Here is a 13,012-nt window from a genome sequence, read left to right as displayed (position 1 = left end):
CTTAGGCTCCGGTAGGCGCTGCCGTCAGAACGCGTCGGCAGCGTCCACCAGCTTGGTCAGTTTCTTCGGTGCGACCGCGCGCCAGCTGCGCTCGATCCACGCAGCGATATCGTCCCAATCGGTATCGCCGAGGTCCAACCGGATGCCGATCCACCCGTCGCCGAAGTAGGGCGGGCGATAGAACCGCTCTGCGTCGCGCTCGACCAGCATCGCCTGTTCGTCCGCGCCGCTGATCTTGGCGAGCAGCGCAGTCTTACCGTCGCCGTGATGGTCGAGGCTGACCCACGCGAACTTCTTGCCTTTCACAATCCCGAAGCACGGCATCCCGTGACTGACCGTCTCTTCCGCTTCGGGCATCGCCATCGCCCGCTCGCGCACTTGCGCCACCAGCCATTCGGGATCGAACGGGCGCGCAACGTAGGCGTTGAGCACGCGCGGATAGAGCTGGTGTTCGGCCAGTAGCACCCGCGCGGCGAGGCTGTCGGGTGTTTCCCCCGGGCGAATGGCGACCTCGACCTGGCCAAGGATTTCGCCCAGGTCGAGGTCTTCGGTGACGAGGTGCACCGACGCGCCGCCAGCCGTGTCGCCCGCCGCGATCGCGCGCGCATGGGTGTCGAGACCGGGGTACTTGGGCAATAGCGAAGGGTGGATGTTGACCATCCGCCCAGCCCAGTCGTTCACGAAGGTCGGCGTCAGGATACGCATGTATCCGGCCAGCGCGATGTATTGCGCCCCGCTCTTGCGCACGGCGGCGTCCATCGCCGCATCGTGTTCGGCGCGCGGCATTCCCTTGTGCGACAGCGCAAAGGTGGAGATGCCTTCGGCGGTGGCGAGTTCCAGCCCCTTGGCCCTGGGATCGTTGCTCGCGACGACTACGATCTCGTAAGCGGCATCGGGCAGGCGGCTGGCATAGAGCAGCGCGGCCATATTGGTCCCGCTGCCAGAGATAAGCACGGCGACCTTTGCACGATCAGGCAAGGTGCTGCGCTTCCCAATCCTCACGACCCGACCAAGTGCCCGCCGCGCCGCGTACGGTGCAACCGCGCGGCCCTTCGACGACTTCGCCGATTCGCGTCACGTCTTCGCCTGCCGCCTCGAGCTCGGCAGCGACTTCGCGCGCATTTTCTGCGGTGACCGCCACAACCATGCCGATCCCGCAGTTGAACGTGCGCGCCATCTCGCCCGGCTCGATGTTGCCCTGTGCCTGCAGGAAAGCCATCAGTCGCGGCTGATCCCACGCATCGGCGTCGACAACCGCGTGCGCGCCTGCAGGAAGCACGCGCGGGATGTTTTCGAGCAGCCCGCCGCCGGTGATGTGCGCCAGCGCGTCGATCCGTCCGCTGCGGACCACCGGCAGCAGGCTCGCGACGTAGATCCGCGTAGGCTCGATCAGGCAATCGATCAGCAGCCGTTCGTTGTCGAACAGGGCCGGGCGGTCGAGCCGCCAGCCCATGTCTTCGGCCAGCCGCCGGACGAGCGAATACCCGTTCGAATGCACGCCCGACGAAGCAAGCCCGAGCAGCACATGGCCGGGCGCGACCTTGTCGCCGGTCAGCTGGTCGCCGCGCTCGACCGCGCCGACGCAGAAACCTGCGAGGTCGTAGTCCCCGGCGGCATACATGCCGGGCATTTCCGCCGTTTCGCCGCCGATCAGCGCGCAGCCGGCGATCTTGCAGCCGTTGGCGATGCCCGCCACCACCCGTTCCGCCACGCCGGTCTCCAGCTTGCCGGTGGCGAAGTAATCGAGGAAGAACAGCGGCTCCGCGCCTTGCACGATCAGGTCGTTGACGCACATTGCGACGAGGTCGATCCCGACGCTGTCGTGCCGATCGTGATCGATCGCCAGCTTGAGCTTGGTGCCCACCCCGTCGTTGGCCGCAACCAGCAGCGGATCTCTGTATCCCGCCGCCTTCGGATCGAAGAACCCGCCGAATCCGCCGATCTCGCTGTCGGCACCGGGGCGGGCGGTGGCCTTGACCAGCGGGCCGATCGCCTTGACCAGCGCGTTGCCCGCGTCGATCGAGACGCCGGCGGATTCGTAGGTGTAGGACTTGGGAGGCGGACCATTCGTCGACATGGCATCCGCCTTACGCATTCGCGCTTGGATTTCCATGCCCGTTTGGGCAAAAGGCCCTGAATTTTCCCCTATGGCCCTTCAGATGACCCTCCCGCGCCCACGGCGCCATACGTTCCTCTTAGCGATATTCGCGCTGGCCGGGCTGGCTTTGGCCGTCTTCGCCGGTCGCGCGCTGATCGCGCAGGTCTCGGGCGATCGCGGGATCGCAGCAGTCGCTTCGTCGAGCGATATCGATGTCGGCGGGATCGATGTCGATGTTACCGCCAAGACCGCGCAGGACGCGCGCCAGCAAGGCTGGAAGCTGGCGATCCAGAAGGCGTGGAAGAAGCTCAACGGGCCCGCACTTCCGGAAAGCCAGGTCGAATCGCTGGTGTCGGCGGTAGTCATCCAACGCGAGGAGCTGGGGCCGCACCGCTACATCGCGCGGCTCGGGATCAGTTTCGACCATGCCCGCGCAGGGGCATTCCTCGGCAAGGGCGGAATCGGGCCGCGTTCCGCCCCGCTGCTGTTGATTCCGGTGACGTTCAGCGCGGGGACCGAAACGGTCTACGAAGTGCGCAACCCGTGGCAGCGCGCCTGGGCCGAATACCAGCCGGGCGGGAGCCGGATCGATTATGTCCGGCCGTCTGGGGCCAACGGCGATTCGCTGCTTCTGACTGCGGGCCAGATCACGCGGCGGAGCCGCACCTGGTGGCGCGGCGTTCTCGACCAGTTCGGCGCGACCGACGTGCTGATGGCGCTGGCGGACCTGCGCTATCGCTGGCCGGGCGGGCCGATCGACGGGACCTTCACCGCGCGCTACGGCCCCGACAACACCTATCTCGGCAGCTTCAAGATGACCGCACAGGGTCCATCCGAACTGCAGGACATGCTCGGCAAGGCGGTCGAACGCTTCAACACGATCTATGAGCAGGCGTTGACCGACGGGAAGCTCAAGCCCGATCCGACGCTCAATTTCGGTGCGCCGCAGATCGACCCTGCGATCCAGCGGCTAATCAATCTCGGGCGTGCTGCCCAGGCGATGGACCAGGCGAGCGATGCCGCGGTTGCCGCTGGTGCAGTCCTGCCGGGCGACGCGACTGCTGCCTCCACTCCCGCGCCGGTGGCTGTCGTCTCGCGCTACGTCGTCCAGTTTGCGACGCCCAACGCAGGCGCGGTCGATGCGACGATTGCAGCGGTGAGGGCGACCCCGGGCGTGCGCGGTGCCGTTACCTCCAGCCTCGCGATCGGCGGCACTTCGGTGATGTCGGTCAGCTATGGGGGCAGCCTCTCGGAGCTCGCCGGTGCGCTCCGCTCGCGCGGCTTCAGTGTCCGCGAGGGTGGCAACGCGCTCGCGATCAGCCGCTAATGGGCCAGATCGCCCTGCCGCTCGAATTGCGGCGGGCCGACGACCCGGTCCGCATCGTAATCGGCAATGCCAACACTGCGGCGGTTGAAGCGCTTGGAGACTCCGCCAATTGGCCGTTCGGTACCGCAATACTCGCGGGGCCGGCGCGTTCGGGCAAGAGCCTGCTGGGCCGATGGTTCGCTGCCCAAGGCGGCGAAACGATCGACGGTGCCGACGCTATCGACGAAACAGAGCTGTTCCACCGCTGGAACCGAGCCCAAGAGAGCGGCACTGCGCTGCTGCTTATTACCGACCGCGATCCGTGGGAGATCGCCCTGCCGGACCTGCGGAGCCGCATGGGCGCAGCGCTTCACCTGGAAATCGGGGTGCCCGACGACGCGATGGTGGAGGACCTTTTGTGGGTTCATGCCGAAGCGCGCGGTCTTGCGTTGGGCGAAGGCGCACCTACCTATCTCGTGCCCCGCGTAGAACGCAGCTTTGCCGGGATCGAGGCGCTGGTCGAAACAATCGACCGGCTGACCCTGGAGCGCAAGGTGCCGTCGACGCTGTCGATCTGGCGCGATGCGCTGGAGGCGGTGCAAGGGGCAGAGCAACCGCGGCTGTTTTAGCCTCGGCTTGCCATTGTGGCGGTTTGGTGGGAGGATTCACCTCATGTTCCAAGGGCTGACCAGTTACCTGGATTCGATCCGCGCGCGCGATCCCGCACCGCATTCGCGGTGGGAAATCCTGCTCTATCCGGGCGTCTGGGCGCTGTTCATGCACCGCATCGCGCACTGGCTCTACGAAGCCAAACTTTACCTGCTGGCGCGCATGGTGAACCATTTCAGCCGCTTCCTGACCGCAATCGATATCCATCCCGGTGCGACGATCGGCAGGAACCTGTTCATCGACCACGGTTTCACGGTGATTGGCGAAACCGCCGAAATCGGTGACAATGTGACGATCTATCAGTGCGTGACGCTGGGCGGGACCAACCCGACCAACGGCAAGAAGGGCAAACGGCACCCGACAATTGCGGACAACGTCATCATCGGCTCGGGCGCCCAGATCATCGGCCCGATCACTGTCGGTGCCCGCGCGCGGGTGGGGGCCAATGCTGTGGTAACCGACGATGTGCCCGAAGGCGCAACGATGATCGGCCTCAAGGCACGCTCGACGCTCGTCCCCGCGGAAGATTGGCTCAAGGAATTCATTCCCTACGGCACCCCGTGCGACGAACCCTGCGAGCCGAGCCGCGACTGCGTCGCCAAGCTGGAAGACGATATCGCGGCCTTGCGGGCGGAGATCGCCGAGCTGCGCGCCGTCACCGGCGATACCCCGCCGACCAAGCGTAGCGGGACGGATCGCTGATGAATCCGCCTTCCGGGGGAGCGTTGCCCGGTACCGTCGTTTCCTTCCCCGGTCGCACACCGGGCCAGGTCGGGTTTGCCCGCGACGAGCTGCAGAAGATCCTCGACCTCTACGGCCGGATGGTCGCCGCCGGAGAATGGCGCGACTACGCGATGGACTTTACCAAGGATTGCGCGACCTTTGCCGCCTTCCGCCGCACCGCCGAGCGTCCGCAGGCGAGGGTCGAAAAGCGCCCCGCATTGCGCGGCAGGCAGGGTATGTGGACGCTGTTCGGCGAACACGGGCAGGTGCTGAAGCGCGGTCACGAATTGAGCGGCGTCCTCGCCCCGATGGAGCGCCGGCTGGTCAAAGCGGTCACGGACTAAGTTCGATTCAAGTTGGTCAGGAAAAAATAGCTGACGCGTTCATTTGGTTCCGCTGGCCTTCGCTGACTTCACGCATGATTTTCTGTAGATACCAAGCACTCGTAAATGCAAGCAGTGTAATACTAAGGGTGAGTAGGTTGTCAAAGCTGCTGCCACTATTTCCACTCGGTTGGCTCGCCCACCCGAGGAATCCGCTTGCGAGATAGCACCCCCACCATGTCTTGATTTCGCCATCGCCCTCGCCGCCATATTGGATTGCAATCATATGACTGCAATTCCAAAGTTCACGCATTACTTTGAAGGGCATAACAAGATTGGCTATGGGAACAAAAAACCAACCGACCGCCCAACCGGGCGTGAATTCTGTCTCTATTCCGGCGGCTCTTAAGTTGGCGTGCGCCTGATATATCCAACGACACACAAGCGCGATCGAGATTAGCAGGCTGAAGACGAAGGCCAACGAGGCCAAACTGTAAACCAAAACGACGAAGGCTGATCCTTCTCTGTCGAGCCGGACTATTCCAAATACTTGAAGCAATTCTGGGCCGGCCATTAGGACCGCGCATACCATTACTGCATATGTCGCGTAGCTCGCGGATTTCGTCCTGCGCGCGAGCGAGTCCAAACCTTTTGCTAGGGCCATCTCCGTAACGCACTCCACCTAACAACGAAATCCCCGCGCAATTGATGCGCGGGGATACCTTTTTATGCAATTTTATTCTGATTCCGATGCCGTCACGCCGCGAGTGCGAACCCCGATGCGGGCAGGCGCTCGCGCAAGTTTGCGGGTAGCTGCTCGACAACCGTGCGGCGGATCGGTGTCCAGAATGCCGACAGCGTCAGCAGCGCCGAGCCGATCACCAGCGCGGTCAGCGCCACGTTGAGTTCGACCGCGCCGAACCGGTCGAACAGCCAGGTCAGCGCAAACAGTACGTAGGCCAGCGCGGACACCAGCAGCGCACGGCGGTCGATTGCCAGCGCGACAAGGCCGAGCGCTACGTAGACCACCAGCACCCCGATCACCGAAGCAAGCCCGATGTTGGTGCCGCCGGTCACGCCCAGCCAATGGAACAGCGGGTGGGCAATCATCGGTGCGGCCAGCAGGTGCAGCCAGAAGGCGACGTCGCTGCGGCGGGTGCGGCGTGCGGTATCGCTCATGTCCCAGCGCATGGCGAGGGCGAACACGCCGATCCCGGCAATGAACACCAGCGGGAGCAGGAACCCGTCGGGCGAAATATTGCCTGGTCCGACCACCGCAACAATCAGCGCGATCGCCGTGGCAGCAAGGGCAGCAGCCCCGGCAGCAACCGTGATCGGCACCTGGAAATTGCGCCAGTGCAGCCATGCCGCCCCGGCCGTGAGCAGCGGGATTCCGGCGAACAACATGGTGACCGCGCGGGTGGGATGGTCGATGTCACCGAATGCCATCACCATGAAGCCGAGCAGCATTTCGAACACGCCGCCGACGAACGCCAGCAGCAGCACGATGCTCGGCAGCGCCATGCGCCGCTTCTTGGTGAAGAATTCGGCCATGCCCCACGCGGCGATTGCGATCAGCGCGCCGGAGAACGGCGGCGGACCGTCGAGCGACGGCGTGATCGCCTGGCCTATCCCCGCCATCGCGACGAGAATCATCACCGCGGCGATGGTCACGAAAATATCGTTGAAGCCGGTAATCAGCCGGAAATGCTCTTCGTCGCCCGCCGGCATTTCGTGCCGGGCGGAAACATGAGCGCGGAATGCATCGGCGGCCTGGGCACTCAATGCCCCGGATTCAACCGCCGACTGCAGGTCGTCGTCGGAATACATACAGCGTATCCTCCCCTGTTGGATGGGGGAGCGATACGCCGAAGTGTATTAGTGTGTCAATACGGTGGTGTGGGTAAGCCGATCAGCCGCGTGCGCTCGACGGGCCGGTGCCGGTGACCTTCTGCATCGCCTTGAGGATCGCGGCCGACTGGTCCGAGCCCGACTGCGGGGCGTGGAGGTTGGTCTCCGAACTGATCTGGTCCCAATGCGCGGCAAAGCCTTCCACGGTACGCTCTGCTTCGGGCAGCCACACGGCTTCGTTCATTTCCACCCATGCCGAGTGGAACCCGCCTGCGCCCGCGCCGACGATCGCGTTGGTCGGTGCATCCTCGCTGACGAGGAACAGCGCCGCCGGTACCACGTTCACCGGGTCGAACAGCTTGAAGGCTTCTTCGGGGAACAGGTCCGCGGTCATGCGCGTGCCGGCTACCGGGCTTAGCGAGTTGACGCGGATGTTGTACTTTGCGCCTTCGAGCTGGAGCGTCTTGGCAAGGCCGACGAGGCCTAGCTTGGCCGCGCCGTAGTTGGCCTGGCCGAAGTTGCCGAACAGGCCGGTGGAAGAAGCGGTCATCAGGATGCGACCATAGGACTGTTCGCGCATCGTTTCCCAGCACGCCTTGGTGGCGAACGCCGAGCCGGTCAGGTGAACCTTGAGCACGAATTCGAAGTCTGCCGGTTCCATCTTGGCGAATGTCTTGTCGCGCAGCACGCCCGCATTGTTGATCAGGACGTGGACGCCGCCCCACTTTTCCTTTGCCTGCGCGACCATTTCGACCATCTGGTCGTATTCGGTGACCGAGTGGCCGTTGGACATCGCTTCGCCGCCGGCTGCCTTGATTTCCTCGACCACCTTGAGCGCCATGTCGGAATGGCCGGTGCCGTCGCGCGAACCGCCGAGATCGTTGACCACGACCTTCGCGCCGCGGCGCGCCAGCTCGAGCGCGTATTCGCGGCCCAGGCCGCCGCCTGCGCCGGTCACGATGGCGACTTTGTCCTTGAAGGAAATGGTCATGGCTCTCTCCGATCTTCGGTTTACGTAAAGGGAAACGTGGCGCGGCAGTGGCACTTTCCGCAAGCGCTTGCAACCGCACTAACGACAGGTCGCGGTGCCGTAGCGTCAGAGCGCAGCGAGCGCCGGGACCAGCTGGTCGAGCGAATCGATTACCGCGTGCGCGCCGAGCTCGGCAGCAGGCTTGTCGCAATAGCCATAGGCCGCCGCGACCACCGGAACGCCCGCAGCGAGTGCCGCCTTCACGTCGTAGGAACTGTCGCCCACGAAGGCCATCCGACCGCCGCCGCAGCGCTCCTGCGCTGCCCACAGCGGTTCGGGTGCGGGTTTGGCGAGGAAGCTGCCGTCCGGACCCTTGCCCAGGCTATTGCCACCGATGATCGTCACGAAGCGCTCGGCGAGGCCCATCTGGGTGAGGATCGAGCGCGCGAATTCCTCGAACTTGTTGGTCACTACGGCGGACTTGACTCCCATTGCGTCGAGCGCGTCGAGCGTCTCGCGCACGCCGGGGTACGGGCGCGTGTGGACCGCATTGTTCTGGGCATAGAATGCCAGCATCGCCTTGTAGAGCGGGCGGAACTCCTCCTCGGGCAGCCCGCCCTGCGCTTCAACCGCGCGAGCGAGCATGATTTTCGCCCCGCCGCCGATCAGATCCTTCGAGCTGCCGACCGGGACGGGCTCGAAACCGCCTAGCTCGAGCGCGTGGTTCACTGCAGCCCCGAGATCGCGGAACGTGTCGAGCAAGGTGCCGTCGAGGTCGAACCCCACGGCGTCGAAGGGAATGGCAGTCATGCCTCAGCGGTGGAGGATGGTTCTTCAATCCGCAAGCATTTGGTGGCATGGCCGCGCACATGACTGAATTTGCCGCCGTCATCCTCGCCGCGGGCAAGGGTACCCGCATGAAGAGCGACCTGCACAAGGTGCTCCACCCGATTGCGGGCCGTCCGATGCTCGATCACCTGCTGGCGACCGTCGATGCGCTCTCGCCGGCCAAGAAGGTCGTCGTGGTCGGCGCGGGCAAGGAACAGCTTGAAGCGGCGCTGGGCGACCGGGCGGAAACTTGCCTGCAGGAGCCGCAGCTCGGCACCGGCCATGCAGTGCAACAGGCCGAGGAATCCCTGTCGGCCTTTTCGGGCGATGTGCTGGTTCTTTATGGCGACGTCCCGTTCGTGAAGGGCGAGACGATGCAAGCGATGCTCGACCGGCTGCATGCAAGCGACAACCCGCGCGTCGTCGTGCTCGGCTTCGAGCCGGACGAGCCGGGCCACTATGGCCGCGTGATCGCCGACGACACCGGACGCATCGTCAAGATGGTCGAGTTCAAGGATGCCAGCGAAGACGAGCGCGCGTGCCGCCTGTGCAACTCGGGCGTGATGGCCGCGCGCGCAGGCGACATGTTCGACCTGTTGGGGCGGATCGGCAACGACAACGCGCAGGGCGAATTCTACCTCGTCGATATCGTCAACGTCGCCAATGCCGACGGCGATCATTGCGCCGTGATCGCAACCGAGGATCCGGGCGAAGTGACCGGGATCAACTCGCGCGCCGAGCTCGCTGCTGCCGAAGCGCAGTGGCAGGAATTGAAGCGCGAGGAAGCGATGGCCAATGGCGCCTCGCTGCGCGCGCCCGAGACGGTGTTCTTCAGCTGGGATACCGAGTTGGGGCGCGACGTGACGGTGGAGCAAAACGTCGTTTTCGGCCCCGGGGTGACGGTCGCTGACGGCGCGCAGATCAGGGCGTTCAGCCACCTGGAGGGCGCAACCGTGGGCGAAGGCTGCTCGGTCGGCCCGTTCGCTCGCTTGCGACCCGGCGCGGTGATGGAGCAGGGCAGCAAGGTCGGCAATTTCGTCGAGATGAAGAAGGCGGTGCTGGGCGAGGGTGCCAAGGCCAGCCACCTGACATATCTCGGCGACGCGGAGATCGGCGCAGGAGCGAACATCGGTGCCGGGACGATCACCTGCAATTACGACGGGTATTTCAAGCACAAGACCGTTATCGGCCCGCGTGCCTTCATCGGCAGCAATTCGGCGCTGGTCGCCCCGGTGACCATCGGGGCCGACGCGATCGTCGCTGCGGGCAGCACCGTCAACCGCGACGTCGCCGATGGCGAACTGCGTCTGGTACGCGGCGAGCAACTGGTCAAACCCGGCTGGGCCGACCGCTTCCACGACGCGATGAAGAAGCGCAAGGCGGAACTGAAGGGGAAGTAACGCCGGGGGGATTCAGGAAGGTTTGCGGAGCCAGGCTACTATGGTCCGCCCAGCGATTTGGCTGCTGGTGAGCTTTCGATAATGCTCATCTATCGCACGATAGACCATTTCGTGAACCGCCTTGTTTTGCACCGTCACGATTTCCTCGCTGGTCACGATCACCGGTGGCCTATTTGTCAGGACTTCCCGCATGATCACGGTTTGCGGCGTGCCAAGGGAATCGTGTTCGAGGTCGTTGTTAAGATGGTCAGGATAGATGAACCGGGTCGGCAGGCAGCTGTTCGTCAGGCGATAGAGCGCCGTGGGTCCGTCGAACACCAGTAGGCAGTGATGCGGAGAAAGGTGTGGCTTGATCGCATTGGCCAGCGCGAAGGTCTGGGCTGTATCGCGCTTCGCAAAGGCGCGCTGCTGCGGCAGGCCGAGGATCATCAGGGTCCCAAGGATCATCATCGGGCCGACGATCCGACCAAGCACGATCCGGGTATCGAGCATCGGCGCGGCAACCAGTACTGCCGCCGGCACCAATGCTGCGAAGTAGTACGGGTAGGTGGTCGGTGGCAGGTATACGGTTGTGATCGTGGATAGTCCCCATAGCACGAACAAGAGATACCGCAGCCGCTCGACCGGAGGATTGAGCCTAAGTGCGGTGTAAAGCCCGAGCAATGCCATCATTGTCAACGGACCGAGAATCCAGATCAGGTAACCGACGGGGAAATCGTTGTGGAAGGGCGTGCGCAAGAAGAACGATACGAAATTCGCGAACCAGAAATCGCTAAAGTGTCCATTGGCGAGGTAGAGCAGGCCGACTGCAATTGTCGGCGAAAGTCCGAGTATCGCGAAGCCGCAGGCTACACCGGCAAGCCTGCCAAGCGGCATCGCACGGCGCCACAGCCAGTAAAGCGCCCACCCGCCCAACAACAGGCACTGGGGGATGGCGGTGTACTTGATCTGCAAGGCCAAGCCGCCCAGCAACATCGCTACTGCCGCCCGGCTCAGGAAGCGCGGATGGAGCGGATCGCGCAGCAACCAGACCATTCCCAGCATGACTGGCATGAAGAATGCCTCGGCTTGTCCACCTGCGCTGCCAAAGCGGCACATCAGCAAGCAATAGAGGGCTCCCGCAATGATTGCTCCGCCGCGCCCAGATATTGGCCGTGCCAGATCGGCGACTAGTAACGCACCGACGAAAGTGAACAGCGCGGCAAGTATCTGATAAGCGATTGCATCGGGTCCGCCGATCCAATGGGCGAGGGCAAAGAGGGCAAACAGGCCGAACGGTTTGCGATCCCACAAGTCGGTGTAGGGCCATAGCCCGTGGGTCATCTTCCAGCCGATCAGCGAATAAAGCTGCTCGTCGAAGTCGACGATGGGATCGCCGAACCAGATCGATCGTACACCGAACACGACCACTGCCAGGATGGCAAATTCGATCGCGCGGGCGCGCCAGGCCGGCACCCCGATCCGTGGAATGGCGTCGGTACTATCGGGAGCGGGAAGCTGGCCCGCTTCGCCTATCCGATCCATCGCGTCAGCCTAGGCCTCCCATTCCGGATAGAACCGGCTGCGGAACCGATCGAGGAACGCGGTGAGGTTTGAGTGCTCGGCGATCATCGACTTCATCGGGCTGGAAAACGGGACGAAGGCGATATTCGCGAGCAGCGAATAGACGGTTGCGTCGGTCAGGCCCGGGGCGTTGCCGAAAAACCAGTCGTTCTCGCCCAACAACCCCGCGAGCGCGGAAATGTCCTTGCTGGCGATCTCGGCGATTTCTTCGGGCGAGTGGAGGCCCATGCCGTGTCCCGCGAGCTGTTTGCGCACCGCGCGGCGCGCATAAGGGGCGATGATCGCGCGAACCGGCGCAGGAATGTCGCCCAGGACCGAGTTCTTGAGGATTGGCCAGTTCTCGTCGCGCCGCCAGCGGTCATAGACCAGCGCCCAGTAGAGGTTCTCCTCGACCAGTCGCTGGATCGCGGTTGCCTTGCCGCGCTGCTCGGGCGTGAGTTCGGCGTCGGGGTCCGTGCCGAACTCGGCCTTGAGGTAGTCGATGATGAACGCCGAATCGCCCAGCGTCATGCCCTTGTGCTCGATCCACGGCGCTTTCTTCTTCGGCCCCGCGAACGGCGTCGTGGCAGTAATCGATTCGTGTTCGATCCCGGTCATCCGCATGAACGCGTCGAGCTTGAGGCAGAACGGGCTGGTGGTCACTAGCCCCCAGCGGCCGGGCAGGTGGTAGGCTCGTAGGGTCGTCATGGCTGCGTCCTCCCTCGGGCGCAGCTTACCCTGATCGCCGAAAAAAGCTAATCGCTCGCGATGCCTGAAGTGCAAACCTGCTGGCTATGCGAACGCGCCTTGGGTGCGCGCATCGAATGGCACCATCCGGTACCAAGGGCCAAGAAGGGCCGCGGGACGGTGCCGCTCCACCCGATCTGCCACCGCGCGATCCACGCCAACTTCACCAATGCCGAGCTCGCAAGGATCGGAGAGGATCGGGCCGTGATCCTTGCCAACCCGGCAATGGCGAAGTTCGTCGCTTGGGTAGCGAACAAGCCGCCCGATTTTCACGCGCCGACATTGCGCACAAAGCGCTAGTCAGGCGTCCTCGCGTTCGCGGACGGGCGCTGCGTCTTCGGCTTCGGCTTCGCCCAGCTGCGCTTCCCATTCGCGGAATTCGGCGCGGCTGAGCAGGTAGCGCTCGCGTGCTTCCTCGAAGCTGATCACTTCGTCGCGCACCGCGCGGACCACCTCGGCCTTGCGGTTCTCCGACCAGTGGATGCGGTGAGATTTGGGCAGCCCGGCGCGCTTGATCGCTTCGGCGACGGTGCTGGTATAGGGATAGGCCATCGT

15 protein-coding genes are annotated in these 13,012 nt (G+C 64.1%); 6 read left to right on the top strand and 9 right to left on the bottom strand.

What is annotated here, in order from left to right:
- Positions 1–24: 24 nt before the first annotated feature.
- Together purN and purM are read right to left on the bottom strand one after the other, a co-directional pair.
- Positions 25–1,002 (bottom strand): phosphoribosylglycinamide formyltransferase, encoded by a 978-nt coding sequence (gene purN / locus CJO11_RS04645; RefSeq protein ID WP_276270900.1) that lies wholly within the window; start codon positions 1,000–1,002, stop codon positions 25–27.
- Positions 971–2,077, bottom strand: a complete 1,107-nt coding sequence (purM, locus tag CJO11_RS04640) for a phosphoribosylformylglycinamidine cyclo-ligase (protein WP_095013220.1) — start codon at positions 2,075–2,077, stop codon at positions 971–973. The genes purN and purM overlap by 32 nt, the downstream gene beginning before the upstream one ends.
- Positions 2,078–2,159: 82 nt before the next feature.
- On the opposite strand from purM, the gene CJO11_RS04635 reads away from it, so the two are divergent.
- Genes CJO11_RS04635 through CJO11_RS04620 form a run of 4 tightly spaced genes read left to right on the top strand, consistent with a single transcriptional unit; the run spans position 2,160 to position 5,140 of the window.
- The gene (locus CJO11_RS04635; protein WP_240504558.1) at positions 2,160–3,425 is read left to right on the top strand and encodes a heavy-metal-associated domain-containing protein; all 1,266 of its coding nucleotides are present in this window, start codon (positions 2,160–2,162) and stop codon (positions 3,423–3,425) included.
- Entirely contained in the window at positions 3,425–4,033 is a 609-nt protein-coding gene (locus tag CJO11_RS04630) for a P-loop NTPase family protein (protein ID WP_095011663.1), read from the top strand. Before CJO11_RS04635 ends, CJO11_RS04630 begins: the two co-directional genes overlap by 1 nt.
- A gap of 43 nt (positions 4,034–4,076) precedes the next feature.
- On the top strand, positions 4,077–4,775 hold the full coding sequence (gene epsC, locus CJO11_RS04625; protein WP_095011662.1) for a serine O-acetyltransferase EpsC: 699 nt from the start codon (positions 4,077–4,079) through the stop codon (positions 4,773–4,775).
- On the top strand, positions 4,775–5,140 hold the full coding sequence (locus tag CJO11_RS04620; RefSeq protein ID WP_095011661.1) for a DUF2794 domain-containing protein: 366 nt from the start codon (positions 4,775–4,777) through the stop codon (positions 5,138–5,140). Before epsC ends, CJO11_RS04620 begins: the two co-directional genes overlap by 1 nt.
- 16 nt (positions 5,141–5,156) lie before the next feature.
- Here CJO11_RS04620 and CJO11_RS04615 read toward each other — a convergent pair whose 3' ends face one another.
- From CJO11_RS04615 to CJO11_RS04600, 4 genes are all read right to left on the bottom strand, one after another.
- Positions 5,157–5,693: a DUF4328 domain-containing protein gene (locus tag CJO11_RS04615; protein WP_169829135.1), complete on the bottom strand. Its 537-nt coding sequence runs from the start codon at positions 5,691–5,693 to the stop codon at positions 5,157–5,159.
- 182 nt (positions 5,694–5,875) lie between these two features.
- Entirely contained in the window at positions 5,876–6,949 is a 1,074-nt protein-coding gene (locus CJO11_RS04610) for a hypothetical protein (protein ID WP_095011659.1), read from the bottom strand.
- A gap of 82 nt (positions 6,950–7,031) precedes the next feature.
- Complete coding sequence (locus CJO11_RS04605; protein ID WP_095011658.1) at positions 7,032–7,961, bottom strand: SDR family NAD(P)-dependent oxidoreductase; 930 nt, start codon at positions 7,959–7,961, stop codon at positions 7,032–7,034.
- Between the two features lie 105 nt (positions 7,962–8,066).
- Positions 8,067–8,750 (bottom strand): HAD hydrolase-like protein, encoded by a 684-nt coding sequence (locus CJO11_RS04600; protein WP_095011657.1) that lies wholly within the window; start codon positions 8,748–8,750, stop codon positions 8,067–8,069.
- 59 nt (positions 8,751–8,809) lie between these two features.
- Here CJO11_RS04600 and glmU point away from each other — a divergent pair, with 59 nt between their 5' ends.
- The gene (gene glmU, locus CJO11_RS04595) at positions 8,810–10,168 is read left to right on the top strand and encodes a bifunctional UDP-N-acetylglucosamine diphosphorylase/glucosamine-1-phosphate N-acetyltransferase GlmU (protein ID WP_095013219.1); all 1,359 of its coding nucleotides are present in this window, start codon (positions 8,810–8,812) and stop codon (positions 10,166–10,168) included.
- A gap of 12 nt (positions 10,169–10,180) precedes the next feature.
- Here the strand turns inward: glmU and CJO11_RS04590 are convergent, their stop codons facing one another.
- Both CJO11_RS04590 and CJO11_RS04585 read right to left on the bottom strand, forming a co-directional pair.
- Positions 10,181–11,692: an ArnT family glycosyltransferase gene (locus CJO11_RS04590; protein WP_095011656.1), complete on the bottom strand. Its 1,512-nt coding sequence runs from the start codon at positions 11,690–11,692 to the stop codon at positions 10,181–10,183.
- Between the two features lie 9 nt (positions 11,693–11,701).
- Positions 11,702–12,418 carry a glutathione S-transferase family protein gene (locus CJO11_RS04585; protein WP_095011655.1) on the bottom strand — a complete coding sequence of 239 codons (717 nt, stop codon included), beginning with the start codon at positions 12,416–12,418 and terminating at the stop codon, positions 11,702–11,704.
- Positions 12,419–12,478: 60 nt separating this feature from the next.
- Here CJO11_RS04585 and CJO11_RS04580 point away from each other — a divergent pair, with 60 nt between their 5' ends.
- Complete coding sequence (locus CJO11_RS04580) at positions 12,479–12,757, top strand: HNH endonuclease (RefSeq protein ID WP_095011654.1); 279 nt, start codon at positions 12,479–12,481, stop codon at positions 12,755–12,757.
- Here CJO11_RS04580 and CJO11_RS04575 read toward each other — a convergent pair whose 3' ends face one another.
- The gene (locus tag CJO11_RS04575; RefSeq protein WP_095011653.1) at positions 12,758–13,009 is read right to left on the bottom strand and encodes a DUF1153 domain-containing protein; all 252 of its coding nucleotides are present in this window, start codon (positions 13,007–13,009) and stop codon (positions 12,758–12,760) included. It abuts the gene before it with no gap.
- Positions 13,010–13,012 lie beyond the last annotated feature (3 nt).

The sequence above is a fragment of the Tsuneonella mangrovi genome, assembly GCF_002269345.1.
GTDB classification, from domain to species: domain Bacteria; phylum Pseudomonadota; class Alphaproteobacteria; order Sphingomonadales; family Sphingomonadaceae; genus Tsuneonella; species Tsuneonella mangrovi.
The sequence above is the reverse complement of the archived record's forward strand: the minus strand, read 5'-3'. Positions and strand labels throughout refer to the sequence as shown.

Bases quoted from the DNA above. Each gene is read 5' to 3' on its own strand.
- purM (WP_095013220.1), bottom strand. From the start codon at position 2,077: ATGTCGACGAATGGTCCGCCTCCCAAGTCCTACACCTACGAATCCGCC.
- CJO11_RS04635 (WP_240504558.1), top strand. From the start codon at position 2,160: ATGACCCTCCCGCGCCCACGGCGCCATACGTTCCTCTTAGCGATATTC.
- CJO11_RS04630 (WP_095011663.1), top strand. From the start codon at position 3,425: ATGGGCCAGATCGCCCTGCCGCTCGAATTGCGGCGGGCCGACGACCCG.
- epsC (WP_095011662.1), top strand. From the start codon at position 4,077: ATGTTCCAAGGGCTGACCAGTTACCTGGATTCGATCCGCGCGCGCGAT.
- CJO11_RS04620 (WP_095011661.1), top strand. From the start codon at position 4,775: ATGAATCCGCCTTCCGGGGGAGCGTTGCCCGGTACCGTCGTTTCCTTC.
- CJO11_RS04615 (WP_169829135.1), bottom strand. From the start codon at position 5,693: ATGGCCGGCCCAGAATTGCTTCAAGTATTTGGAATAGTCCGGCTCGAC.
- CJO11_RS04610 (WP_095011659.1), bottom strand. From the start codon at position 6,949: ATGTATTCCGACGACGACCTGCAGTCGGCGGTTGAATCCGGGGCATTG.
- CJO11_RS04605 (WP_095011658.1), bottom strand. From the start codon at position 7,961: ATGACCATTTCCTTCAAGGACAAAGTCGCCATCGTGACCGGCGCAGGC.
- CJO11_RS04600 (WP_095011657.1), bottom strand. From the start codon at position 8,750: ATGACTGCCATTCCCTTCGACGCCGTGGGGTTCGACCTCGACGGCACC.
- glmU (WP_095013219.1), top strand. From the start codon at position 8,810: ATGACTGAATTTGCCGCCGTCATCCTCGCCGCGGGCAAGGGTACCCGC.
- CJO11_RS04590 (WP_095011656.1), bottom strand. From the start codon at position 11,692: ATGGATCGGATAGGCGAAGCGGGCCAGCTTCCCGCTCCCGATAGTACC.
- CJO11_RS04585 (WP_095011655.1), bottom strand. From the start codon at position 12,418: ATGACGACCCTACGAGCCTACCACCTGCCCGGCCGCTGGGGGCTAGTG.
- CJO11_RS04580 (WP_095011654.1), top strand. From the start codon at position 12,479: ATGCCTGAAGTGCAAACCTGCTGGCTATGCGAACGCGCCTTGGGTGCG.
- CJO11_RS04575 (WP_095011653.1), bottom strand. From the start codon at position 13,009: ATGGCCTATCCCTATACCAGCACCGTCGCCGAAGCGATCAAGCGCGCC.